The sequence below is a fragment of the Limihaloglobus sulfuriphilus genome (assembly GCF_001999965.1).
Classification (GTDB): domain Bacteria; phylum Planctomycetota; class Phycisphaerae; order Sedimentisphaerales; family Sedimentisphaeraceae; genus Limihaloglobus; species Limihaloglobus sulfuriphilus.
In genome coordinates this window covers 256,156-281,658 of the sequence record NZ_CP019646.1, presented here as the reverse complement: position 1 = coordinate 281,658, position 25,503 = coordinate 256,156, and the positions used below count along the sequence as shown (strand labels likewise).

General features: G+C 49.3%; 20 protein-coding genes. 7 read left to right on the top strand and 13 right to left on the bottom strand.

Going from position 1 to position 25,503, the window contains the following annotated elements; genetic code table 11:
• The first annotated feature begins 80 nt into the window (after window positions 1-80).
• On the top strand, window positions 81-1,268 hold the full coding sequence (locus SMSP2_RS01030) for a saccharopine dehydrogenase family protein (RefSeq protein WP_146682176.1): 1,188 nt from the start codon (window positions 81-83) through the stop codon (window positions 1,266-1,268).
• A complete protein-coding gene (gene nspC, locus SMSP2_RS01025) occupies window positions 1,265-2,401 on the top strand; it encodes a carboxynorspermidine decarboxylase (RefSeq protein ID WP_146682175.1) in 1,137 nt (378 codons plus the stop codon). Before SMSP2_RS01030 ends, nspC begins: the two co-directional genes overlap by 4 nt.
• Before the next feature lie 43 nt (window positions 2,402-2,444).
• On the opposite strand, the gene SMSP2_RS01020 is transcribed toward nspC, so the two are convergent.
• The 12 genes from SMSP2_RS01020 to SMSP2_RS00965 form a co-directional block, all read right to left on the bottom strand.
• Window positions 2,445-3,794: a putative oxidoreductase C-terminal domain-containing protein gene (locus tag SMSP2_RS01020; protein ID WP_222566380.1), complete on the bottom strand. Its 1,350-nt coding sequence runs from the start codon at window positions 3,792-3,794 to the stop codon at window positions 2,445-2,447.
• 60 nt (window positions 3,795-3,854) lie between these two features.
• Window positions 3,855-5,249 carry a Gfo/Idh/MocA family protein gene (locus tag SMSP2_RS01015; RefSeq protein WP_146682173.1) on the bottom strand — a complete coding sequence of 465 codons (1,395 nt, stop codon included), beginning with the start codon at window positions 5,247-5,249 and terminating at the stop codon, window positions 3,855-3,857.
• A gap of 20 nt (window positions 5,250-5,269) precedes the next feature.
• Entirely contained in the window at window positions 5,270-6,076 is an 807-nt protein-coding gene (locus SMSP2_RS01010; RefSeq protein WP_146682172.1) for a ThuA domain-containing protein, read from the bottom strand.
• Entirely contained in the window at window positions 6,037-7,002 is a 966-nt protein-coding gene (locus tag SMSP2_RS01005; protein ID WP_186804787.1) for a DUF6807 domain-containing protein, read from the bottom strand. Before SMSP2_RS01005 ends, SMSP2_RS01010 begins: the two co-directional genes overlap by 40 nt.
• 162 nt (window positions 7,003-7,164) lie before the next feature.
• Entirely contained in the window at window positions 7,165-7,887 is a 723-nt protein-coding gene (locus tag SMSP2_RS01000; RefSeq protein WP_146682170.1) for an energy-coupling factor ABC transporter ATP-binding protein, read from the bottom strand.
• Between the two features lie 17 nt (window positions 7,888-7,904).
• Window positions 7,905-8,666 carry a cobalt ECF transporter T component CbiQ gene (cbiQ, locus tag SMSP2_RS00995; protein WP_146682169.1) on the bottom strand — a complete coding sequence of 254 codons (762 nt, stop codon included), beginning with the start codon at window positions 8,664-8,666 and terminating at the stop codon, window positions 7,905-7,907.
• Window positions 8,667-8,684: 18 nt separating this feature from the next.
• A complete protein-coding gene (locus SMSP2_RS00990) occupies window positions 8,685-9,701 on the bottom strand; it encodes an energy-coupling factor ABC transporter permease (protein WP_146682168.1) in 1,017 nt (338 codons plus the stop codon).
• A gap of 37 nt (window positions 9,702-9,738) precedes the next feature.
• Window positions 9,739-10,626, bottom strand: coding sequence for a homocysteine S-methyltransferase family protein (locus SMSP2_RS00985; protein ID WP_146682167.1), 888 nt, complete (start codon window positions 10,624-10,626; stop codon window positions 9,739-9,741).
• Window positions 10,627-10,858: 232 nt separating this feature from the next.
• A complete protein-coding gene (locus tag SMSP2_RS00980) occupies window positions 10,859-11,830 on the bottom strand; it encodes a glycoside hydrolase family 130 protein (protein WP_146682166.1) in 972 nt (323 codons plus the stop codon).
• A 15-nt stretch (window positions 11,831-11,845) separates the two neighbouring features.
• The gene (locus tag SMSP2_RS00975; RefSeq protein WP_146682165.1) at window positions 11,846-12,865 is read right to left on the bottom strand and encodes a glycoside hydrolase family 130 protein; all 1,020 of its coding nucleotides are present in this window, start codon (window positions 12,863-12,865) and stop codon (window positions 11,846-11,848) included.
• Window positions 12,846-15,713, bottom strand: a complete 2,868-nt coding sequence (locus SMSP2_RS00970; RefSeq protein ID WP_146682164.1) for a hypothetical protein — start codon at window positions 15,711-15,713, stop codon at window positions 12,846-12,848. Before SMSP2_RS00970 ends, SMSP2_RS00975 begins: the two co-directional genes overlap by 20 nt.
• Window positions 15,710-17,683: a sodium:solute symporter family transporter gene (locus tag SMSP2_RS00965; protein ID WP_222566379.1), complete on the bottom strand. Its 1,974-nt coding sequence runs from the start codon at window positions 17,681-17,683 to the stop codon at window positions 15,710-15,712. The genes SMSP2_RS00970 and SMSP2_RS00965 overlap by 4 nt, the downstream gene beginning before the upstream one ends.
• 403 nt (window positions 17,684-18,086) lie before the next feature.
• Between SMSP2_RS00965 and SMSP2_RS00960 the strand changes: the two genes are divergently transcribed.
• The 5 genes from SMSP2_RS00960 to SMSP2_RS00940 all read left to right on the top strand — a co-directional run bounded on the left by SMSP2_RS00960 (window position 18,087) and on the right by SMSP2_RS00940 (window position 24,438).
• Window positions 18,087-19,148: a LacI family DNA-binding transcriptional regulator gene (locus SMSP2_RS00960; RefSeq protein ID WP_146682163.1), complete on the top strand. Its 1,062-nt coding sequence runs from the start codon at window positions 18,087-18,089 to the stop codon at window positions 19,146-19,148.
• A 19-nt stretch (window positions 19,149-19,167) separates the two neighbouring features.
• Entirely contained in the window at window positions 19,168-21,240 is a 2,073-nt protein-coding gene (locus tag SMSP2_RS00955) for a LamG domain-containing protein (protein WP_146682162.1), read from the top strand.
• 30 nt (window positions 21,241-21,270) lie between these two features.
• The gene (locus SMSP2_RS00950; protein WP_146682161.1) at window positions 21,271-22,077 is read left to right on the top strand and encodes a type II secretion system protein; all 807 of its coding nucleotides are present in this window, start codon (window positions 21,271-21,273) and stop codon (window positions 22,075-22,077) included.
• Between the two features lie 68 nt (window positions 22,078-22,145).
• Window positions 22,146-23,711, top strand: coding sequence for a hypothetical protein (locus SMSP2_RS00945; protein WP_186804786.1), 1,566 nt, complete (start codon window positions 22,146-22,148; stop codon window positions 23,709-23,711).
• 67 nt (window positions 23,712-23,778) lie between these two features.
• On the top strand, window positions 23,779-24,438 hold the full coding sequence (locus SMSP2_RS00940; protein WP_146682159.1) for a hypothetical protein: 660 nt from the start codon (window positions 23,779-23,781) through the stop codon (window positions 24,436-24,438).
• A 123-nt stretch (window positions 24,439-24,561) separates the two neighbouring features.
• Here SMSP2_RS00940 and SMSP2_RS00935 read toward each other — a convergent pair whose 3' ends face one another.
• Window positions 24,562-25,494 (bottom strand): dihydrodipicolinate synthase family protein, encoded by a 933-nt coding sequence (locus tag SMSP2_RS00935; protein ID WP_146682158.1) that lies wholly within the window; start codon window positions 25,492-25,494, stop codon window positions 24,562-24,564.
• Between the last annotated feature and the right edge of the window lie 9 nt (window positions 25,495-25,503).

Sequence of the window (25,503 nt, the reverse complement as noted above, 5' to 3'; positions counted from 1 at the left end):
CCCTGAATATTTGTTGCCCATGGATAAATAGTTAGTATAATGCCGGAAAATCATGTTATTATTCTCATAAGGAGAACTGTATGTCGAACGTACTTATAATCGGAGCCGGCGGAGTCGGCAATGTTGTAGCGCATAAATGCGGCCAGCTGCCGGATATATTCAGTAACATCACCCTTGCAAGCCGTACTTCTTCAAAATGTGAAAAGATCGCCGCCGATGTAAAAGCGGCAACGGGCACAAAGATAACCCCAGCCGGCGTCGATGCCGACAATGTGCACGAAATGGTGAGCCTGATAAAAAGCGTAAAACCCGAGCTGGTTATCAACGTGGCACTGCCCTATCAGGATTTGCCCATCATGGACGCATGTCTGGAAACCGGCGTAAACTACCTCGACACTGCCAATTACGAGCCGATAGACGAGGCAAAATTCGAGTACAGCTGGCAGTGGGCATACAGGGATAAATACAAAAATGCCGGTATCATGGCACTGCTGGGCAGCGGATTTGACCCGGGCGTTACGAATGTATTCTGCGCTTACGCCCTCAAGCACCATTTAGACGAGATTCATTACGTCGATATCGTGGACTGCAACGCCGGCGACCACGGTCACCCGTTCGCTACAAACTTCAATCCTGAAATCAATATCCGCGAGATAACCCAGAAAGGCAAATACTGGGAAAACGGCGAGTGGAAAGAGATCGAGCCGATGAGTGTATCACAGGACTTCGATTTCCCCGAGGTAGGCGTGCGCAAGGCGTACCTGCTCTACCACGAGGAGGAAGAATCACTGGTCAAGCACATCACCGGCCTGAAGAGAATCCGTTTCTGGATGACCTTCGGCGAGGCGTACATAAACCATCTAACCGTCCTGCAGAACGTGGGTATGACCAGCATTGAGCCGGTTGAGTTCGAGGGTAAGCATATCGTGCCGCTTCAGTTTCTAAAAGCGGTTCTGCCGGATCCGGGCAGCCTGGGCACGAATTACAAGGGCAAGACCTGCATCGGCTGCATTATGGAAGGCGTCAAAGACGGCGAGAAACGCAAAATGATGATATACAACGTCTGCGACCACGCACAATGCTACAAAGAGGTCAAGGCGCAGGCGGTTTCCTACACCACCGGCGTGCCGGCGATGATCGGGGCAAAGATGATTCTTACCGATAAATGGAACCGCCCCGGCGTGTACAATATGGAAGAGTTCGACCCTGACCCGTTCATGGACGATTTGAACAAATACGGCCTGCCGTGGAAAGAGATCAATCTATGACCGAACTGCCCAGGGAACTTCGAACACCTTGCTATGTAATTGACAGGGCCTTGCTGAGAAACAATCTCGAGACACTTAAATCCGTTCAGGATATGACCGGTTGCAAGATTCTGCTGGCACAAAAGGCGTTTGCCATGTGGTCAGTCTCAGATCTTATCAGAGAATATCTCTGGGGAACGTCGGCAAGCTCGCTCAACGAGGCAAGACTTGGACGCGAAGAATTCGGCGGGGAGCTGCATTTCTGCGCACCGGGGATCAGAGAGGATGAATTTGATGAACTGCTCCAGCTCTGCGACCATATAGTATTCAACTCGTTTTCACAATGGAAACGCTGCAAAGACAGAATAGAGGACAACGAGCGTAATATCAGCTGCGGCCTGCGGATAAACCCAAATCATTCAGAGGTGAAGACGGCTATTTACGACCCGTGCGCCGCCGGCTCACGTATGGGGATACTGCCGGAATTTTTCGAAAGTGAAACCCTTGAGGGTATAAGCGGCTTTCATTTTCACAACCTGTGCGAATTGAACAGCGACGCCCTGCAAAGGACACTGGCAGCGGTGGAGGATAATTTTTTTGACTATCTGCCTGAAATCGAATGGATCAACTTCGGCGGCGGCCACCACATAACCAGGCCGGACTACGACATTGACCTGCTTTGCGACCTGATAAGTGATTTTTCGCGAAGATACGATGTGCAGATATATCTTGAGCCGGGAGAGGCTGTGGCACTGAATACCGGCGTACTCATCGCGTCGGTACTGGACATAGTGCATAACGACTTAGACATCGCCGTTCTTGACACTTCCGCCGCGACCCATATGCCCGATGTGCTTGAAATGCCCTACCGGCCGGAAATCCGCGGCGCAGGGAAACCCGGTGAAAACCCATATACATACCGCCTGGCAGGCCCCTCATGCCTTGCCGGCGACGTAATAGGCGATTACAGTTTTAAACAGCCCCTTCAGCCCGGCAGCCGCCTTGTTTTCGGCGATATGGCGCATTACACCATGGTCAAGAACAACACGTTTAACGGCATCAACCTGCCCGATATAGTGATACGCAATGAAGACGGCAGTTTCAAACTCCAGCGCCGGTTCGGCTATGAAGACTTCAAAAACCGCCTGTCCTGATCCCGCCGGCAAACTCAATGCGGCATAAACGCCGCAGCGGTCTTTACCTTGACCCGCCGGCTTTCTTCAGTGCCTCGGTGGTTGTGTAGTACTTCGCCAGCATATTCGGAATCTCCCACGCGGGGAGTTTGCCGTCTTTGAGGTAGCCCAGATACTTTTCTGTTACCTGTATAAAGTGAGCCTCATGGCCTACGCGGTACTTATCCGGAATTACAACTTTCCAGATTTTCTCGCCCGCCTTTTCTATCTCCAGGCCCGGATACATCTTCTGGAGCCTGCCATTGCCGGCAACGGCATTCCGAAGCTGCTTTTCGATGTTTTCCCCGCCCCCCGACTCAACATAAAGAGTGGGTTTATAGTTTTCTTCCGGGCCCTGCCGGATTATAAGATTTGATTTCGTGCCCTGCATGATTGAATAATGCGTATCGCCCGTTCCCTCGGGTGCCTGAAACTCCCACAGAACCGATACTTTCGCCCAGGTGTCTTTTATCCGGTAAACCATTTCACCGTTTGAGAATACATTGAGACTGCCGCCGTCCACATACGGTGCCAGATACTCCGGATAGCTGCTCAGGCCGGTAACCCTGGAGAACTGCCCGGGGGTTATCTGCGTCGTCCACCGTCTGGCGTCGTGCATCTCGATATCATTTTTGTAGTCGATTATCTGTTCGGGATAACACTCCCACTGTATCAGGTCAACCAGATGCGTCGAAACGTCTGTGAGAGCTTCGCCCCGCTGAGCCGGATCAAAGAACCAGCCAGGGCGTTTTATCGGGTTTCCGGATACATACTTAAAGAAGTGGTGCACACTTTCCTTGGTGACGGCGGGATTTTCGGGTGTGCCGGCCTTTAGCGTGCCGAATACACCCTCAACCTGCGAGAGCTCTTTCTGCAGTATCGTTGTTACCTCGTGACGTTCGGTCATGATGTCATAGAGCAGAACATCGTTTTTACCGGCTTTCTCGAAGCTCTTCACGAGCAGATCAAACTTCTCCGGAAAAATCACCATCGGCTTATCCGCCAGCACGTTCATTCCAGCCTTGATTGCGGCATAGATATAATCGGTTTTCGCAGAGTTATTGCCGGCAAGAACAACAATGCTGCCTGGTTCATCCATGAGCATCCTATCAAGAAAGTCATCGCCCGTGTAAATGCTGGAAACCCATGAGGTCGGGTTATCGCTGCGGGTATTAAAACCCTCAATGCGTCCAAGATGATCCTCGATATCAGGCCCTTCAGGAGCATACAGGCTTACATTCGGTGAAATCTGCCTGTACATCTGCTTTTGAACCAGAGCCGCATGAAAATGCCCCGGATCGAGAGTTATAAGTTTTAATTTTGCATCATCGCCGGTAAATGCCGATTTTTGACATCCTGAAAAATTTACACTCATAATTAGAACCAAAACCAGTAAGAAGTATCCTTGTATTTTCATAGTTCAAACTCTTTACATTTAACTAATTACACTCTCCGTGCCGTATCCTTTTCTTTGAGTTCTTCGAAGCATTGAATTTGCCTTATCATTGCCGATGAACTCTTCTTTGACAGGATCCCATTTCAATGTCGTATTCGGTATCTGCATTGCGATGTGCGCCAGCAGACACGCCGAGCATGAACGGTGAGCAACCTCTGCCGGCGCGACAGGCGTGCGGCGGCTCCGGATACAGTTGAGCCAGTCAAGGTGCTGTTCGGGGCTTTCATAGAGCTTTAAGGCGTTTGGCCCGAGCTTGACATCCAGCAGAGACGGGTCACTGGCATAGATTGCGGGCGTCTCAACCTTGTCACCCCTGGTATCAGGATCGCTGCTGGTTACCTTAACGCCTCCCCTGTTGACTGCTATCCAGCCTTTTTCGCCGATAAATTTAACGCCGTTTGGATGCTTGCTGCTGATGTTCATCGTAACACCGTCGGCATACTTCGTATTCACCTCAAACTCGCCGTGAACGTCCCAGAGACCTGAATCGGGGAATTCGCCCCAGCCCTCTAACTCAACGGGTCCGGTAAACTCCGTGCCCATTCCCCAGTGGGCGTTATCGATGTGGTGAGCTCCCCAGCCGGTGATCATGCCCGCGCCGAACTGCCTGCACCGCAGCCAGCCGGGACGGCTGTAGTTGTTTTGTGGGTGAACACGTTTTTCTGTGTAGTAAACATCCTCGGTCGAGCCGAGCCATAGGTCGTAGTTGAGATTCGCAGGAACCGGCATCTCGGGCTCTTCCCCGCAGCCAGGGTCAGTGCCAAGGCCGACATCAACATGTATCAGTTTGCCCAGAACACCGTTTCTTACAAGCTCAGCGGCCTTTTTAAACTGCGGCCAGGGTGAAATTGAACGCTGCTGGCTGCCGACCTGCAGAATACAGCCGGTCTTGTTGATCACATCACTCACCTGCCGGCCCTCTTTGATCGTAAGACTAAAAGGCTTCTGTAGATATACATCCATATTTTTTAAAGCCGCCTCCATCGCAGGCTGTGCATGCCAGTGGTCAGGTGTGGATATTACGACTGCATCGATACTGGGATCCATCAGCATTTCACGGTAATCCTGGTAAACTTTCACATCTACATATTTTTCTTTACCGGTTTTCTTTGCGTAGTAATTTTCTATCCACTTTTTGCCGTCTCTTGCCCGATTGATATCAGGGTCGGCAACGGCGGTAAAACGGCACATATCATGCTTGATGGTCTCAGGCGCATCGTGGCTCATGGCGATACGGCCCCAGCCAAGCTGAGCAATATTGATTTTGTCATTTGGCCTGTACCTGCCCAATGCGTTTGAATTTACTATAAAAGGAACGCCGAATGCGGCAGCGGCGGCTGTCGCGGTATTTTTCATAAAAACTCTTCGTCTCATTTGATTACTCCTGAAGGTAGTCATTTCTTCTCATTTTTTGTTTTGATGTTGTCTTTTTCCATTACCCAGCGTATTCCGCCGGTGAGATGCCTGATAAAATTCTCGTCCTTATAATGCTCAATGTCATGGCCAAGTGCGGTGTACCACTGACGGCCGCCATCGAATTCCTGGCACCATGCCAGAGGAAATGTATCACCAAATACACGCCCCGGATATTCTTTTAGCCTTTGGGCATCTGTCTTTATCGTTTTGAGATCCACTGCCATCAGAACCCTGATACGCGGATTCAGCTCATCAATCAGGTAGCACTCGTCCTGCCATTTCCAGACATCATCAAGATGAGCCGTCGAGGGATGATTCTTGTCTATTACAAGGATATCAAACGGCTGATTTTTCGGGTGCCAGGCGAATTTGCCGCCCAGATTTGCCCAGAACCAGGGCCATTTCCGCTCGGAACCGCAGGCGGAGTGTATCCCTACAAAACCGCCGCCGGAGTTGATGTAATCCTTAAAAACCTTTCTCTGCTCCTCGGTATCGAAGGACTCGTTGTTGGTGTTTGAGAATACCAGAACGCTGAACCGGCTGATATTGTCCGCGGTAAAAACCGAGGCATCATCGCTGCTTTCATATTCCCAGCCGTTAGCCTTACAAATCTTTTCCAGGCACTTAACGCTTGCCGGTATGTTCTTGTGTACATATCCCTCGCCGTTTTTTGTGTAGATCAAAACCCTTTGCCCCAAACCCGCACTCGCAAGAGATATAACGGCAGGAACTGCAAGTTTAAGTATCATTCGCTGAAAGTTTGATGTTCTGCAAAAGTCTGCCATAGAATTTCCATCCTTTCTGTGTTTAATTTTCCATCATATATAACCATTCGGTACCGCAGTTTATACTCTGCGCCCGGATTTAGCTGCCACGGATTGAGATGAATCGGACAAAACTGGAAAAACATATCACCCCTGCCGCCGTTGGCCTTGCTGTCCCACATGTATATCGGCTCGGGGTGCTCACGGTTATCCGGATGGCTCATAAAAAGTATTCCGCTTCGTGTGCCGTCATCAAATGTGCCGAAAACCTCGCACCATCGCGCACGGCTTGCACGGCCGTTGTCTCTGTCTTTGCCTTCACTTGAGAGAATGTTGCTGCCGGGAGCTTTCCATTCTTTGGCGGCGCGGATTGCTATACCCCCGCCATAGCGGTATTTATCCATAATTATCGCCGCATCAAGTATGTTCTTCAATGTGCCGGACACATCAACTATCCAGGCGGGTATCCCGTCAATCTCCGCGGCAGATGCGTGTATTCTTAGAATTTCATCAATTACCACCCGCTCGCCGCCGGAGTCTGTAAACTCAACATGCTCCTGATGAACGGTGAAACCGCCGGCTTCTTTTGAGATCAATTCCGCAAAGCGGACTGTTCCCTGCTTTTTGCCGAGGTTCCAGAAATCTACCTCTCTGCCATCTATATGCGTTTTAGTCCAGGGAGCCCAGCTACCGTAATGGTGATAATGGTCAGGCGGCTGGATTCTGGTAAGAACCTTGCCGGAGGGTGAGTATAAAGGATGTATAAATCCGCTTCGGCGGTATGAGGGATCAACGCCTTCCGGAACGGGATGCACCGCGTGGTGATAGCTGAGTATTTTGCTGCCGCCGCAGGAAAGTGTTATGGCGGTATCATTTTTACTTACTTTAACGGTTTTTTCCGCGTTTGGCCCCGAAATTGAAACCGGTACAAAAAATACCGAAAACAAGGCTGCCGCGGAAAAAAGTATCGTTCTAATGTGTCGCCCCAGCATATTCATGTTGTCAATATATCAAAGGAATACAGCTTTTACAACTATAATTTTCGATTTACAGGCAGCGGTTTCAGCCCGGACAGTCTCAATCTGCAAGAGCTTTATCCTGCAAGGCGTTCATTTGAAATTTGAGGGCACCTCAAGGCCATGGGATTCCATAAGGTTTGAATCTGACATTATTTCTTTGACATCTCCATCAGCAACTACGCCACCGCCGTCTATAAGTACCGCCCTTTCGGCTATTTGAGAGAGAAAACCCATACTGCATCCGGCAATAATGATTGTCTTATCAAGCCCGTTGAGCAGTTTTACCAGATTTCTCCGGCCCGCAGGGTCAAGATTGCTGTCCGGCTCGTCCATTGTGATTATAGACGGCGACATTGACAGTATCGAAGCTACCGCCGCGGCCCTTTTCTGTCCGGCAGAGAGGTGATGAGGTTCTTTATTCTCAAAACCGGTAAGCCCGACCTGTTCAAGTGCCGCTTTGGCGGCATCAAGGGCTTCTTCCGGCGAGAGACCCATATTCAACGGCCCAAAGGCAATGTCGTCAATAAGCCGCGGCATAAAAAGCTGTTCATCAGGGTTTTGAAAGACCGCTCCAATAACCCTGCGTATTTCTTTGATATTTTTAGATTTATTTTCAATCCCGTTTACACTGACACTGCCGCAGGTCCTTATAAAACAGCCTATAGCAAGCAGCAATGTTGACTTGCCCGCACCATTTGGGCCGATAATAACGACCCTTTCGCCATGGTCAATGGAAAGATTGATATCCCGCAGTGCCGGAGTTGAGTCGGGATAAGTATAATTTAAATTCTTTATTTCTATCGCTTTTGACATGAGTATCAACAATCCGCCTAAAAAATCACAAGCAGCAAGGAAAAATACACAATAACAAGAAAACCGAATACCGCGTCAACCGCTTTGAGTCTGAGGGTGTTTAGAGTATGGACAGTGCCGGTGAAGCCGCGAGCCTCCATGGCAATGCCCGCCCTCTCTGCCATATCAATACTGCTTACAAACATACTTCCTATCATAGAACCGGCGAGCCTGAGTTCATATAAAAAGCCAAACGTGCAAAGTTTCCTTGCCGAGCGGGCACGCATCATCCTGCCGGCCTTGTCAATCAGCAGAAATATGTACCTGTAAAGAAAACCCAGCTGGAGCACAAGCATTTTCGGCACGCCGAGTTTCTGCATCGCAGCCAGAAGGTCATAAAACCGAGTTGTCGAAACAAGTGCTATTAAAGCCGCCGCGGATATGGTGAACTTACACGCTATACTCAAAAACCGAACCCAGCCCAAGGCAATTTCACCGGAAAAGGGCCCAAAAGAAACATATACCGGTTCCCGTTCAAAAATAACACAGCTGAAACCGAAAACAAGTATAACGGGGCTTACAAGAATCACCTGTTTTAGCACGAATTTAATCGGTATCCTGCCGATAACCAACAGTAAAAAAGGAAACAAAGCGTACCACGCCAGTGAAGGAAGTTTGTTAATTGAGACGGTAACGGTAAGAACCGTAAAAAGAACAACTGCCAACAGCTTCAAACGCGCATCAATCTTATGCACATGCGAGGACTGGTTGGCGTATTTATCTATATGGGCGTGATGCATTTGATTGGCATTAACCGGCTAAACTATGTTTTTTGTATCTGAGCGGATCAGCTTAGCCAAGAGCCACACCAGAAGCATCGTAACAAACGCCCCTGCGACTCCGGCGAAACTTGTCCAGGCGCCGGAAGCGGTTTCATTCGCCGATGAAGCCCTGATTGTATAATCGGGCATCGGGGCATATTCCCCATGAAGCCGGTCAACATTTTCTATTAACTTCGAGTCGTTTTTTACAACCGGTTCAAAATCCGGATTGTCGGGTCTCTCCGCGTAGCTCCATTCCAGCCCGTCGGGTTTATCGCTTGCGGCAAGTGAGAGCAGGCCTCCGGCAATAAGTGTCAATAGAGCCATGCTTATATAAACGCCCCGCATACTCATAGCCCGGCGGCTGTTTTCCGGCTGCGGCATAAGTATCGCCGGGCGCACTTCCATAAGGTATGCAAGAACGGCGGCGGTCATAAGCCCTTCCACAATACCCGCGAGAAAATGAACCCCGAGCATCGTAAGCATAAACCCGCTCAGCGGTATGCTTAAAACGCCGGAAATCTCTGCCTGCAGCGGCACCATAGCGGCGCCGGCCATCAGACCGGTTATACACGCGGCTATAACCGCAAGATAAAACCGCAATCTGCCCGGGTTGTCATTAGCAATCAGCCGATAGAGAAAATATCCCGTGTAGCCGGGAATAATCGCCATGTTGAGGATATTGCAGCCAAGGGCGAGTATCCCGCCGTCCTGAAATATCAGGCACTGAACAACCACCACCGAGCTGAGCACTATCGCGCCGACATGCGGGCCGAAAATTATCGCAAGCATCACAGCACCAACAAAGTGGCAGCTTGTACCCGGCATAAGCGGCAGCTGAATATTCACCATCTGTGCCGCGAAGACAAACGCGCCGAGAACACCCATCAGGGCATAATCAGCGTTTTTCAGCGTCTTATGCAGTTTGCGGGAAATTACCGCTATCCAGCCGGCTGACACGGCGAATGTGCCTGCCGCGACAGGAACCGAAATGAGCTCATTCATCATGTGCATTTTTTATCGTCCTTCTATAGAAACTGTATCTTTGCTTTTATCCGTAAATAGCGGCCTTCATGGCTGTTATATGCTCGGGTGTTGTGCCGCAGCAGCCGCCAATTACATTCGCCCCAGCCTCTGCAAGCTCTTTCACGTAAGCCGCCATATCCGCCGGAGTATCGGGAAAGATATCTACTCCGTCAACGCTGCGGGGCAGTCCGGCATTGGCATGAACGAGTATCGGTTTATCCGGCTGAGCCTGCCGCATCTCTTTTACAATATCGATCATTCGTACTATGCCGTTGCCGCAGTTGGTGCCGATAATATCTGCGCCGGCTTTGACCGCGGCATTGGCAACATCCGCGGCAGAAGCCCCCATCATGGTTCGATAGCCGCTGTGTTCTGTCAGCTCAAGCGTGTATGTGCTTATTATTTCAAGGTTTGTATTTTCTCTTACAGCCTTTACCGCCAGGCACGCCTCTTGTATGTCGCTCATTGTCTCTATACACGCGGCATCGGCGCCGCCCTTTTCCAAAGCGAGGGCCTGTTCTTTAAAAGCGTTGTAGAGGTCATCTTCGGTCACATCGCCCATGACCAGCATCTTGCCCGTCGGACCGACAGAGGCTATAACCCAGCCGTTATCTCCAATTGCCTTTTTGGAAATTCTCGCCGCGGCTTCGTTTATCTCGGCGACTTTATCTGCAAGCCCAAAATGCTCAAGTTTATACCGTGTGCCGCCGAAACTATCCGCCTGCACCATATCCGCGCCGGCATCGACGTAGGATTTTGCCACATCGTACACATCGCCGGGCCGCTCAATGCACCATAGTTCAGGGCATTCGCCGGGTTTTAGTCCTTTTTTCTGGAGCATGGTTCCCCATGCGCCGTCTGAAAAGAGTATTTTGCCGGATTTAACCGCATCTGTTATTCGTCCCAGGGACATATTTCACTCCATAAAGAATTAGTATCTGAATTTTACCGTCACAGCCGTCTAAATAACGGGAAACTATGTATCTGATGTCTATGTTAATATATAGCCAAATCCCGTTTTTTAAACTCTAATCTCGGACTGTTCAAGAATTTATTATATAAATTCAGATATAACACATTCTTTAGTCTATGTAAAGAATGAACTTAGCTATTTAGCCCTGGATAACATCTGATTTTGCCGTATCCTAAGAATTCGCCTTTATAAAATCGGTTAGATGTTTTATGGTTGTATATGCCAGGCAGGTTGTGGTATCGGCCGCGCCGTAATATACTGCTATGCGGCCGGAAGATTCCTCATGCACCGCCGCACATGGAAACAGCACATTTGGCACATGGCCGCTGATTTCATAATCTGTTTCGGGGCCCATCAGGGCCTTATTGCCGCGTGCGAGCACTTTCCAGGGCTGCTCTAAATCCAGCAGAGCCGCGCCCATGCTGTAAACAAAACCGCGGCAGGTATTCATCACTCCATGGTAGATCAGCAGCCAGCCCTCCGGCGTTTCAATCGGCACGGCTCCTGCGCCGACCTTGGTAGATTCCCACCAAAGTTTAGTAGTGCCCAGAACGTGGCGATGCCGCCCCCAGTAACACATATCGGGGCTTTCACTGTAGAACACATCGCCAAATGGAGTATGCCCGTTATCACTAGGCCGGCTGAGCATGGCGAAATTGCCGTTTATCTTTTTGGGAAAAAGCACGCCATTTCGGTTAAACGGCAGAAAAGCGTTTTCAAGCTGAATAAATGTCTCAAAATCTTTTGTATAAGCAACACCGATAGTTGGCCCGTGATAACCGTTGCACCAGGTGATATAAAACGTATCGTCAATTCGCGTTACCCGCGGGTCATAAGCAAACGCGCCCACTCCGGGCATACCCTGCCTGCTTTCAAATACAATCTGCCCGTGTTCAATCTGCCAGTTTATGCCGTCTCTGCTTTTGCCCAGATGCAGATGCGGCATACCGTCCCTGTAATCAGCCCGCAAGACCGCGACATAGCCGTCTTTATATGGAACTACGGCGCTGTTGTATATTCGCAGCGCGGCGGGTATTGGATTTCGTCCTATTATAGGATTTGCCGAATCTCTCCATATCGCCTCTCCGCAGTTATCAGGACGATCTTTCCATGGAAAATAACGCTGCTTGTTTGTACTGTTCATGCTAACCTCATTTCTTTATTTAACCGGACAACTCAAGAGGTAGTCGAGAAGCTCGTCTGTCTTGCATACAGCCAGCCCGACATATTTATCAGCCGCCCCGTAGTAAACAAAAAGTGTATCCCCGATAATCACCTTGCCGCAGGGAAACACCACCCCGCCGCCTTCGTAGCAGCCCTGTGTCTCATAATCTTCCTGCGGTTCAAGTATCCATTCTTTTGTTCTGTGAGTAACCTTCCACGGCTCGTTTATATCCAGCAGCATTGCACCCAGCCTGTAGTAGTTATCCCGGCCTACAGCATGATAGGTTGTAAGCCAGCCGTGCCTGGTTTTAATCGGAGGAGTGTTTCCGCCGATCTTTCGTTCCCAGTCCTCAACGCCTGTTGCCAGCAGCCTGCTTTGGCCCCATACAAGCATGTCATCAGAAAACGAAACCCACATAGCAGGATGCTCCGTGCCGTACTCATCACCGACCCAGCTCATCGGCCTGTGCAAGAGGGCATATTTGCCGTTTATCTTTTCAGGGAACAGTATCACATCCCGATCATCTATTAGCGGGTTTGTCATTCTGCCGGCCCTGATCCAATTTTTGAAATCTTTTGTTATTGCCAGTCCGGTAGATGTAGCGTTTTCACGGATAACCAGCGGAAAATCATCAGGACTCTGGGGCGGGGAATACGGCCCGCCCTCAAGCCAGTACTGCCCGGGGTGAAAATAACGTGTAGCATAGGTTACATAATAATACTCGCCGATTTTTATAATTCGCGGATCCTCAACACAGCCGGCGTCAAAGCCGTCTTTGCTGGGCCCAAAAACCGGCTCATCACCGACACGCTCGAAATCATACCCGTTATCACTGACTGCCAGCCCCAGGCGTATCACATGTTCAGGGTCATTCCCCGCAGCACGGTAAAGCATCAAAACCTTACCGCTCTTTTGATCATACCATGCGCCGGGGTTGGTTGTTACCAGACTTTCCCATTCATTCGCGGGATTGGGTGACAATATAGGATTCTTTTCATAACGGATCAATTTCATGCGTGATTCCTTTTAACAATTTTATCTTTTTCTCGCCGGCATCAATGCCGAAATACCTCTGGTTTATCTTTACATTTACATCTCTGGAAGCGGTTATTTCGAGAACATTATCTTTTACAACCACCATTATATTAACCATCGCAGGTGATGTAAACTCAATCTCTCTGCCGCTGTATTTTTTGTCGCCCACAAAAAACGCATCTGCGCTTTTATATGTATAGCCGCAGCCTATGGGTGAATCTGATTCGTGTATTTTAAATATTCCCTCGCCGGGCTCATGCGTTTTGATATAACGGCTCAACACCTCCAGACCGTGAACAATCGGCTTGGCAGCACCCTTTTTTGTTCCATCATACCTGTACATTCCAAAACCGGCCTGTTTTGGCTGATCGGCCTTTGCAATCCAGGGCCCGTTGTACTCCATTATCGGTACCGGCCAATCGGAAAGCATCCATGACATAGCACCGCTGTAACCGTTGGCAAAGGCGTAAAGGTGTATCATCATCTCACCGACGCCGGCAGCATCATCACCGAGACAGCCGCCGCCGTAAACCTTCGCATTGGAACTGTATCCAAACTCACCAAGTGTTATCGGCTTATCCGGCCACAGCTGACGCAGGCGGTCGAATGTTGTTACGGATTTTTTGAAGTCTTCCATCGAGACGGGATTCTGGTAGAGGTGATGGCTGACCATATCAAGAGATTTATTCGCCTCTAACGCGGCCAGCGAGCTGTTATAACCGACTGTTATCATACCCTGTTTGTCATATTGGCGGATAGCCTTTTTATGAAAACCTATCCATTGAGCAAAATTTTCGTTCACTGCTTCCAGAAGACCCGCGTGTGTGCTTTCTACCGGCATCGGCCCGCTGAGCCCCCACAAAGAAGAATAATCCTTTGAAGGAACATACTTGGCAGAGTACTGCTGAGCCATATCAAAAGCCGCGTAAAGATCAAGAGCGTCCTTGCTGCCCACCCAGTCACCAAGCTCAGGCCAGCCGCCGCGGTTTTTCGCCATCGACTCCACCCAGTCCCGGCTGAAAAGCCCGGTGCCGGCATACCTTTTATAAGCCCCGTATTTGAGTATGGCGCCTTTGCCTGCGTCAATAGTGATTGAACCGACAGTTGTTATGTAGGGCTCGTTCATTAAATCATAACCTATAACGGCGTTTTCGTCCGCCGCCATTCGGGCAAGATTACCGAACAGCTCTTCCAGCTCACCGGAGTCCGAGAGAGGATGCGCAGTCGGGTGCAGCAGCAGATAAATTCCGTACTTCTCGGCAAGGGCTATGATACTGTTAAAGATATCTTCCCGCCCGTCAAGCCCCTCGATCCAGAGCCTGAAACAGTTTATACCCGCCTCACGCGCCTTTGCAAAATCTCTGCGCCAGCTTTCGAGCTTGAAATTCTCCGAGGCTTGAGAGCATTTGCAGTCAAATGAACCGATATAGTTTACTCCAAGAATAAAAAATTCTTTACCGTCCGGCCGGACCAGCGTTTTTCCATCTTCAGAAACGCTGATTTTTGACATTTTTGATTCCGGTTTGGGCAATCTTTCTTTACGCGCCAGGCTGTCCTTCTCTTTCAAAGCTGCTATATAACCAGCATCAAATTGCTCAAACGCTTCAAGCAGTGAATCCATGAATATATCATTTGAGTAGAACTCCTGCCCTTCTACGCCGCTTATATACCAGACACCGCCGGCGAACTCTCCGCCGTAATGCACAAGTGCACCCGCCGCGAAACCGCATCGCCGCTGATACTCATCATATACCGCAAGCATCGGAACATATTCAGACGCTCCGGTCAGTGGGTAACCGATGGCCGATATGCCGCTTAGGGTCATACTCAGCGGCTTGGCGTTTTCTTCAAATCTCGATATTGAAACCGCGTCTTTATAGCGGTTTGCCGGTTCATCGTAAAAAATCGGCAGCCTTTTTGGGGTAACCGGCTTTCCAAACCCCTCCGGCAAATCAATCTTCACTGTAGCGGCATTGCCAATGCTGAAGGTATAATCTCCCTGCTTTTGCGGAGAATAGTCAAAGACCAGGCCGTACTGAATGAACTCAAGTTTTGACATATCCGGAAAATCGCCGCGTTTGCCTCGGTTAGGCGGCGAGCCGTCGGGGATAAACACAAAACTGCTCTCAAGAATTGTATGGGTTTGCCAGTCACGCTGGGCGGGCACACGTGCCATCCATCTGCTGGAGTCTGATTCACGCACTTCAACCATTATCTCGGAGAGCCCTGAAACCGAACGTGTAGTAAGAACAAGGGCGTTGGCTCCGGCTTTGCCGCGAAAGGGCAGCCTGAAAGTGTCCCATCGTGTAAAGTCGGCGACATGAAACCGCAGGTATCGGGCTTGACCAGTATTGACAACTTCCACTCTGCCGGGCCTGTCCATGTTGTCACAGCTTCTTGTCAATTCTGCCTTTCGCTCAATCGAATCAATGAAGGCGTCGCAGTTCTCTACTCCGGAAAATTCCAAAGAAGCGGTTAAGACCTCATCCTTGCTGAGCCGGCGGCCTGCGGATTTGTACAAGGGCCGGGAAAACGCGCAGCCGCCCAAAGCCGCGAGCGAGCCGCCCTCTCGAAGGAACCCCAGCAGATTTTCACCGGCATCCTGGGGAAACCTCTCACTGTCCGTAAGCAAAAGTATATCATACTTCTCGCGGCTGAACTGATGCCCGTCGCAAAGCTGGTCAAATGTTAATGCTGTAACGGTGAACCCGCTTTCATTAAGCCGCTTTTCCAGAACAGGATTTTCACCCACAAAGGCAACTCTGGGGGTAAGCCCAAAGCCATCCACGGCACAAACCAGCAATAAAATTAACGCCGCGTACTTCATTTTCCCGCCTCAAGTGCTTCGAGTGCATCAGTAGAGTGATGGTTGCCCACCCAGAATTTAAATATGCCCGCCACTGCAACGGCGAAGAAAATCAGCGATATGCCGAAAGCCCTGAAATCGCGTATCATAAGCTGCATAGGCATCATGTAGAGTGAAATCATCCAGACAAAAATAAACGGCAGGCTGACAAGGCTGTTTCGGTTTTCTTTTTTCAGCGCCGTCTGGACTGTTGGCGGCAGAGTATCCCTGAACGGCCCCCATAATCCAAACGGGCGTGTCGTCTTGTAGAAATTCTCCAACACGCTGCGGTCCGTGGGTTTCGTCATGTATGTACCTGCAATCGTGAAGGTTAGAGATATTATAGTCAATATAACAAACTGCCACTGCTCGGCAAGCTCCGGCCAGATTAGCTTTTGAATTATCGCCGCGGCCATGCCGGCAAATGTCCCGATTGCGAACCCCTGCCCGTTAAACCGCCACCAGTACAGCCGCAGCATCCCGGGCACGGCAAGACCGGAACCGAGCCCCATGGTTACCCAGCCCCATATTTCATTGATGCTTTTAGTCGTGTATCCCATCAAGAAGCCGGTCGCTACCAGCAAAACCGTGAATATGTATGTTACTGTCAGCAGCTCTTTGTTTGAAGATTTTGGCCGGAAATAAGTTTGATAAATATCTCTTGTGAACAGCGGAGCGGCAAGGTTTATAGTAGAGTCAAATGTTGACATCGATGCCGCGATGAGCGTTACAAGGATAAGCCCCTTAAAACCTACCGGCACATAGTGAAGCAAAACAGCGGGCAGTACCTTCTCAGCGTTTACCCCGCCCTCAAAACTCAGCATATGAATAGTTTCTCTCCAGCTGCCGCCTAAAATCTGCTCAAGGCCGGCTGCAATTTGAGGATAATCCACGGAATTGTTCGCAATCCTGGAAAGGGTATCAGGCCACTGGGCCTTGGGAATATCGGGCAGGTTCTGATGAATCAGCTGAACCGCCTGGTCAAGCACAGCCATATCCGGAAACATCCCCTCTACCAGGTAAAGCCCCAGAATCGCGTAACCTATCATCATCGGCCAGCGGAACATCAGCAGAGAAGACCACAGACACGCGATGCGGCCGCACTCACGCTCATTTTTAGCCGCGAAATACTGCGGCGTATTTCCGGAGGCGAATCCGTTGATAAGGTTTCGCAAAACGAGGAACATAGTAAACATCAGCAGACATTCATACATTTCATAAGCCCTGGGCATGTCTGTTTGTATCTGCGGCAGGCTTGTCATCCAGTCACTGTTGCCGCTTATCCGGCCGCTCAATTCGGCAAGCTCCTGGCCGCTCGAGACATTTGTAACGGCAATAACTGTTACAACAATTATTCCGGCAAATATCAGAAACGCCTGAAAAATATCACTGTAAACCACTCCATAGAAACCCGAAGTAACCGTGTAAAGTGTTGCTACACCTACCATTATAAGGGAACATTGAAGCGGAGTAAGTACAGGTATAAACGTAGAAAGGAAAAGCCCCACGCCCTTAACCAGATAAGCGAGCATACCCAGGGTAAATACAATGCCTGCGACAGCAGAAAGAACCCTGGCAAAACTGCCCGGCAATCCCGGGCCGAATCGGTACGCCTGCCATTCGGCACCTGTCATGCAGTTTGAGCGGCGATGCCATTTACCCGTCCACGCCATGACAAATATAAGTCCCAGCGGCACCCCGCCGCGAAACTCCACAAACAGCCCGCGTGGGCCAAGTATATAAAGCAGCGAAACGATAAGCATTGTGCCGGTGATGTCTAGTGACCAGCCCATGCCGGAAATGCCGATTGCCCACCATGGCAGCGATTTGCCGGCGAGGAAATAATCATCCATCGACGCGGAGGCCTTTTTCTGGAGGTAAAACCCCATTACTACAAGCACAAAAAGATAAGAGCCGATTACAGCATAGTCCAGAGTCCCAAGATAATTCAAAGTGCAAACCTCCACAATGTTTTGTAATAATTTAGCTGTCTATTAAAATGCATTTATTCGCCATGTCAAGCCAGGCCTCTAAATTTATCCGGCTGGAGATGTTCATGCTAAGCTCTGGAGAAACAGGCGAAATAATGCCGCAAATAACTGATATTGCCTGAATTACAGGCATACAACGAACAATCTAACCTAAAAAAACACTATTAAACGATTGATAAAACACTTTATCAATATTTAAAACATATCACAGGTACGGTTTAAATCAATATAATTTTAAAAATAACAGCATTTTTTTGCCTGATAAAGTATTTTATCAAATTTTTTTATTAAAACACTTGACATTCGAGGCCGCAATAGTTAGACTTCGATAAAGTGCTTTATCACGTGCAAAAAGAGTAATAAAATGTCAGTGAGTAAAAACAAAAAAACAGTTCCTCAGCTTAAAGACGTTGCAAAAGAGGCAAACGTATCCTTGACCACCGCCTCTATTATACTTCGAAACGGCAACGGCAGATTCCACGAAGACACCAAAAAACGTGTTTTTCAGGCTGCCAGAGAGCTCGGCTGGCAGCAAAACCTGCTTGTACAGAGTATGCAGACCGGCAAAACCCGAACTATCGGGGTGCTTGTGCCGCCTTTTGACTCATACTGGACCAACGTCCTCTCCGGAATACATCAGGAGCTCACCGATGCCGACTATATGCCGATTACTCTGTGGGCAGGAGATTCAAATAAATTCTCCAACGAAACCCAGGGGCTTGAACATATCCGCAAACTGATCGGCCACAGGGTAGAGGGACTCATTGCCTGGCCTGATTTTGCTGAAACATACAGAGCCAATATACGTGAGCTTAGCAACATAAATATACCTTTTGTTGTCATAGACCACGCTCTGCCGGAAAAGGAAGGCGTAGATTCGGTACAAACCGACGAGGAACAGGGCGGAAAACTTGTAGCAGAGCATCTTATCGGTCTTGGTCATAAGAAAATAGCATGTTTTTCGGAGTTCCAGAAATCCGCCAGAAGCTGGCAGCTTATGCGTACAAAGTATTTTGAATTCGCGGTTTACACCACTGCCAAAGATGTTGAATACAGTATATGGCACCTAAACGATGACGAAACCGACGGTATCGAGGTTGCTCTGAGAATGCTCTCTGATAAGAACCGCCCAACCGCGGTTTTTGCCGAGACAGACCACCTTGCCACAGATGTTTACAACGCCGCCTCCGAGCTGGGAATAAAAATACCCCAAGAGCTTTCCGTTGTCGGATTTTCCGGTCTTGATTTCACAAAGAAAATGAGGCCGCCCCTGACAACAGTCATGCAGCGGGGCATAGAAGTAGGTCACCATGCCGGCAGGATGCTTATAAACAGAATAGAAAATAAAGAAACAGGCTCTGCCCATACGGTAAGGGTAGGCTGTGATTTTATATTGAGGAATTCCACAGCACCACCAGTAAACTGAAATTAAAACGGAGGTTAAAATGTTTAAGAATTCACTGGTTTGTATTTTGCTGATTTCTTTTGTTACAATTGCCGGCACCGAAGCGGCAAACAAGGTATTAGAATGGAAATTTGACGGCAACCTCAACGACACAGGGCCTAATGGTATTCATGCAAACGACTACCAGGGAATAGGTTACGACACGGGCGTTGACGGACAGGCACTTGTCTCTGACGGCAGCACTTGTGCCTACAAAACCGGCATTAACACCGCCCTGCTGCCTTTTGGAGCGGCAGATACATGGTCTGTAAACGTCTGGGTATATTCTGATACGCTTCCCGCTGACTGGAACGTTGTGTATGCCCTTGGCCAGAAACCATTCGGTACTACCGGCGGTACTTCACGCTCGCTCTATTCGGCGGGCGAATTCTCAAGAATTGTTTTTACAGACGGCGATGGAAATTTTCTTTCCACTCCAGACTACTGGGAACCCGGCAAGTGGCAGATGATGACAACAACCTATGACGGTACTGATGTGCGGGTTTACAAAAACGGCACACTCCTGTCAAAGAAGGCGTTCACGTTTACGGATGCTCCCGGGGAAATCCGTATCCCCTCAAACCCCGGCTGGAGCACTTTCTTTGCGGGCAAGTTCGATGAATTCACGATATGGGACGACGCTTTGACCGAAGCGGAAATCGAAAACCTTATTATACCCGAGTTTATACCAGAACCAGAAGTTTATGCACGGTATATAATGGACGATTTGGGCAGCGACGCAACGATACCTGACCACAGCGGCAACGGTTTTGACGCGTATTTCGACCACTGGGTCGGCTCGCCCTATGACTTCCTCGTTGACGGAGCTTTAAAGTTTGTCGGCGAACAAAAGGTTGACCTGCCTGTATCCGTCTCAAACGGGCCTGAATATTCTGTATGCTTTTGGCTCAATGCCGGATGGCAGGCTTATACAACGGCATTTTACCAGGAAAAAGGCTCCGACGGCAGCGAATTCATTATACGCGGCGATGTCGTAGATAACCAGGGCGTGTTCAAGATTTACAGCAAAGACCGCTACTGGGACATGGTCTATTACCTCATGACTAGCGCTTCGGGGGTACTGAATTTCGAGTGGCATCATATAGCAGTTACAGCAAACAGCTCGGGTGTCAAGTTCTACGTTGACGGTGAGCTGGCTGACCAGGCCGCGAGCCAGAGAGGCGACAATAAAACACCAATAGAATCCTCATACATAGGTTACCAGAACAACGGCACGTACCTGGGCAAGGAATCTGAGCCGGCGTATATAGACAACTTCCAGCTCTGGACAACAGCCCTTAGCCCTGCGGAAATACAGCTGATAGCCGCCGCGGCTAACTACAATGGTGATGTCGCGATAGATGCCCGGGACTTCAGGGTGCTTGCCGCGGACTGGCTAACGGACAACCGACAGGCCGCTGGCGAAACAGAAATGAACATCGACGACTTTGAAAGCGGAATCGGGCCCGCGTGGTCTGTGGGCGAGCCTTCCGAAGATTATAACGGCACGGGCACCATTGCCCTAACCGACAACGCTTACGAAGGCAGCGCAGCGCTTCGCTGGAGTTATGAGCTCCCCGAGCCGCCGACAATCGAGAACAACAACTACACGACAATCCTTTACGATATCGGCTCTGAAACGGATCTCTCCGGCTATGACACGCTCTCAATGCAAGTATATCGACATGCCGGAAACACAGCCGAAAGCCTCTTTTACATAAAATTCAGGAACGCGGCGGGAACTGTAAAAGCCGAAGCCTGGCACCAGAGCGGAGGAGCTGTTGTAAGCCCCGCGGATACATGGGATGAGTGGGTTATTGACCTTGACCAGCTCAAAGGGTACCAAGGCGAGGGCACGGTTGACAGCTCTGTTTTGACGGATATCCGTGTTGTCGGGATTGGCTGCGGCAGCTGGGACAGGTCAGACGCCCGTACAGGAATTATCGATTTTGACGCAATAAAGTTGGCAGAAACTGCTGAATGCACCGCCGAGATAAAAACTGACCTCAACAGCGACTGCGTAATTGATCTGCTTGATTTTGCGATAATGGGTGCAGACTGGACTGGAAATTAAAACAAGAATAATTTAATTACGAGTTTTAAAATGAAATTCAAAAAAGGTTTTACTCTGATTGAACTGCTGGTAGTAATATCAATCATCGCTTTGCTGATGGCAATAATGCTGCCGGCACTCGGGCGGGCAAGAGAGCTCGCAAAAATGGTTGTCTGCAGAAGCAACCTCAAAACACTTGTTATAGGCTCGATTCTCTGGTCAGAAGACAATGACGGCTGGGCAATCGCCGGCGACTGGTACAAGGACCCCGGCGAAAACGAAAAAGAAAGCTCCATATGCCCTTACGTAGAGGCGTCAAAGAAAACTGAAAACGATTCTTTCGTCTGCCCGTCTGCAAACGCCGCCGATTTCTTCCAGGTGGATCCGAATTTTTCAACCGACGCGAAAAAATTCACCTATGCTGCCAACGGCTATATCTGCCTCAATCTCAGCCCATACAATGAAGGCTCGCCCGGAACAGCAGGCCCGTCAAAGGGATCACTGTATGGATACGATTCCCGCGAACGCAAAGACGCCACGAATATTTTCTGGACAGAACACGGAGTAACAAAAATTGTCAACATCCGTCAACCCCAGGAAACGGTGTATTTTATTGACCATGAATATTACCAGGCGTTCAGCTGGACATTCAACCCCCATAAAGATCCGCTCTCGTTCTCTCCAACCTATCGTTTCCGCACACGCTGGCATCAGAAGAAAGCAGACGACTGGTACGGCAAAGGAAATATCGCCTGGGTTGACGGGCATGTTACAGTTGAGCCGGACAACTTTGAGCAGTACAGAAAACCAGACACAAACAAAGATCCGTGGTGGAGATACTATTTTTACGATCATTGAGAAAAAAACACGGTTACGGATAGCCGCGTGCCGTGCAGGAATTTTTTGAGAAAGCAGTATTGATGTTGGTGGGACGAATTATATTATTAGCAGCTTTGAGTTTTATTGCGGCCGCCGCGGCGGCTGAGACTGTGCTTAATTACGATTTACACGCGGTCTCCCATAAGTTTATGGGAATTGGAGCTCAAATCTGGTCGGGCGATTCAAGTGTTGAGCCTTTGCCGGCAGACTTGAAAATGGGGTTTGTGCGCCTTGATCCGGGACCTTCGTGGTCTTCAATAGGACAGGCTCCTCCGACTGACGGGCTTCGGAGTTCTTTTGATAAATTTGTTGCGGAGAATTACAGCCAGGCAAGACTCAGCAATATGCAAGCGTCTTTTGAAATGCTCAAAAGGCAAAACGTACAATCGATATTTGTACAGTTTCACGTTCCAGACCGGTGGCGGGACCTTTACGGGAAACTGCGAAGTGATAACCACAGTGATTACGCAATGCTCTGGGGAGCTGTACTGAACTATCTGGCGTGTCATGATATCAGAGCGGACTATATCGAAATGTTTAACGAGCCCGAGGGAACCTGGAATTGCAAGGTACCTCCGCAAGACTACAATGATATATTGAAACTTGTGCGGCAGGAGCTGGACGAGCGGGGCTTTGCCGATGTGCCGATAATCGGCCCGGGACTTGCGTACCTTGACCATGACGACGGCGGCGAAAACTGGATTGGGGCTTTAGATGATGATGCGGTTTCATCTCTGGGCGGCTTCTCAACCCATGCCTGGGACGAGAGCTTTGAGCCTGATTGCGCGCCGGATTTTTTAAGACATCGATGGACAGATTTCATTGATGCCGTCAGGGCCAAAGACCCGAGCGGCACAAAACCAATATTTATAACTGAATATATGACTGGAGCCCGTTTTTTTCACGGCGAGCAATACCCATCCCCCGGCGGAGGATACAGCTACTCAGCCTCTGACGAGCCGGCTTTTGCCGCAAGGGTTTTCGAGAACAGCCTCTCCATGCTTAAAGGCGGGGCAAATGCCCTTCTGCTGTGGGAAGCCGCTGATCAGTACTGGTCAGATGACGGCTGGGGCCTGCAAAGACGCGGCAGTGACGGCAGTACCAAACGGCCGGCATATTTCGCCGTAAAGACACTCTTTGGCCAACTGCCGCCGGAAAGTTTAGTGCTCGCGGCGCCGGTGCAGCCTCAAAGCGGGATATACACGGCTGCCTTCAAACATCTTGACAAGGTTTATCTGGCAGCGGTGAACGGGACTGAATATGAGAAAACGTTAAGTGTAGAGTTTGCAGGCACTGGCGACTTTGTGTCATCACGCGGCTCGGCATACATCAACGGAACTGTTTCCAACGGTTCAATCCTGTATGCACTTTACGGCAACAGGGTAGAAATCAGCCTGCCCTGCGATACAGTGCTGACAGTCTCACTTAAGCGGGGAGATACTGACTTTGGAGATTTTAATGGTGACGGGATTTCTGACGGAGAAGATTTAAGAATATTTGCAGGCGGCTGGCTTGCCGATGTTCCTGACTTTGATCTTGATTTGAATAATGACAATAAAGTCAGCTGGGAAGATTTTGCCCTGATACCCGGGGACTGGCGGCTTAATGAATAGGAAAAGAGGTGCCGTGTTGGCGCCATAGATAATTTTACTTAATGTTTTCTTTGAAAGGAGAACAAAAATGAAAAATGCAGTTGTTTTAGTAATGGCAGTGTTCGCCGGATTTGCCTGCGGGGCAAACCTCATGATTGATGATTTCGAGTCATACGCAGACGATGCCGCCCTGAATGCGGCCTGGGTCGTGCAGACAAACGGGGGCGCAGCTACAGAATCGATCGTAAATATCAACGGCAGCAATCAGATGCTCTTTGAAATTGTCGGCGGCGACCCGTACTGGACGCAAACCAAATACTCAGTCCCAGGCGCTTCCTGGAACAATTACGGTGTGAACTTCCGCGCACAAGGACATACAGCCATCTCAGTTGATCTGTACATACCGTCTAAGACTGAACCCGGCCTGGAATATCTCGACGGCTCGGGCGGACTGGCATATGTAACGTTATTCGACTGCTGGGGCCAGACTGTGTTGAGCGCAGAATACGATAATTCCGGCGGCGGCTATACAGCCAGCGGCACCGGCCCGTTGACACTTGAAATTGATTTTGACACATACACTTCAGCAGGAATGAACCTGGACAATGTTGCCATAATCGCCACAGGGTTCAAAAACAACTATTATCAAGTAGGCGGTATGTTTGTTGACAATGTTATGCTGGTGCCCGAACCTGCCTCATTAATTATTCTGGCGGCGGGCAGCCTTCTGATCAGAAAACGCAAATAACGCGGCGGACATCACAGCACTCAAGGAAACATTCACTCTGTAAAACTTTCTTGAGTCCGAAAATTTCAACAGAAAAAAAAGGCAGGAGCCGCATAGTTCCTGCCTTTTTGAATTATCAAAGATTTACTTTTCCGATGTACATGATTTTTGTTCATAGATTTTAAGGACATCATGCATATCAGAGAGTAAGGTTGAAAGCATTTGCTCATCCTTAGAAGCCAGAGTCTTTACTTCTGTTCGGCAGTTGAGTTTCATATCAACTCCCCTCTTCTGAAGGAAATATTTTGCCGCCAGCGGATAGGTATTCTTGAACGCGTCTTCACCCTTGCGGATAAAGTCGAACGCCGGCTTGATCAGGTCATGGTCAGCATGATTATCGCAGATAAGCCTGATTACCTCCGGATAAAAATTAGCCGCGGTGCCGCAATATCCGTCTGCGCCCTCATCGAGAGAACCAACGAGAGTGTCCACGTTTGCATTATAGAAAGCCATCGAAGAACCGTCTTTGATTTGAATCTTTTCCTTTAATCCATCAATATTGCAGCATGTGTCCTTGAAGAAAGCAAACCTGCCCGAATCTACAACAAGCTGCATTTCATCTGTGCTGAGCAGCCTTACAAACGGAAACGGCGATTCATACATACCCAGAGGCCCGTCAGTCATTTCAAGCAGCCTGAGCAGGTTGTCTTTCCAGACATCTGACGGGTCATCTTCTTTGCAGAGCTGATTTGTAGTAATCACAGGCACCTCAATTCCGGCATCTTTGATCATCTTAATCAGCTCGGCCTGTTCGGCAAGACTGCTCTGGCATATCGCCCCGCCGAAGACTTCCGCCCTGCCGGCGGTATAATCAACAGTTTCGCGGCAGAGAGTTACGATCTCGTCCCTGGTTAAGTAGAGAACCTCACTTGAAGAACAGGCGGCGAAGAGCGCATTACAGCCGTTATCTATATAAAAGTCTATCAGACTTCGTAATCCGTTAAGGTCAATGCTTTTATCATCATTGAAGGATGTCAGCATTACCGAGCATACATCTTTTGAAAATTGTTTTTTCATTAAAATTCC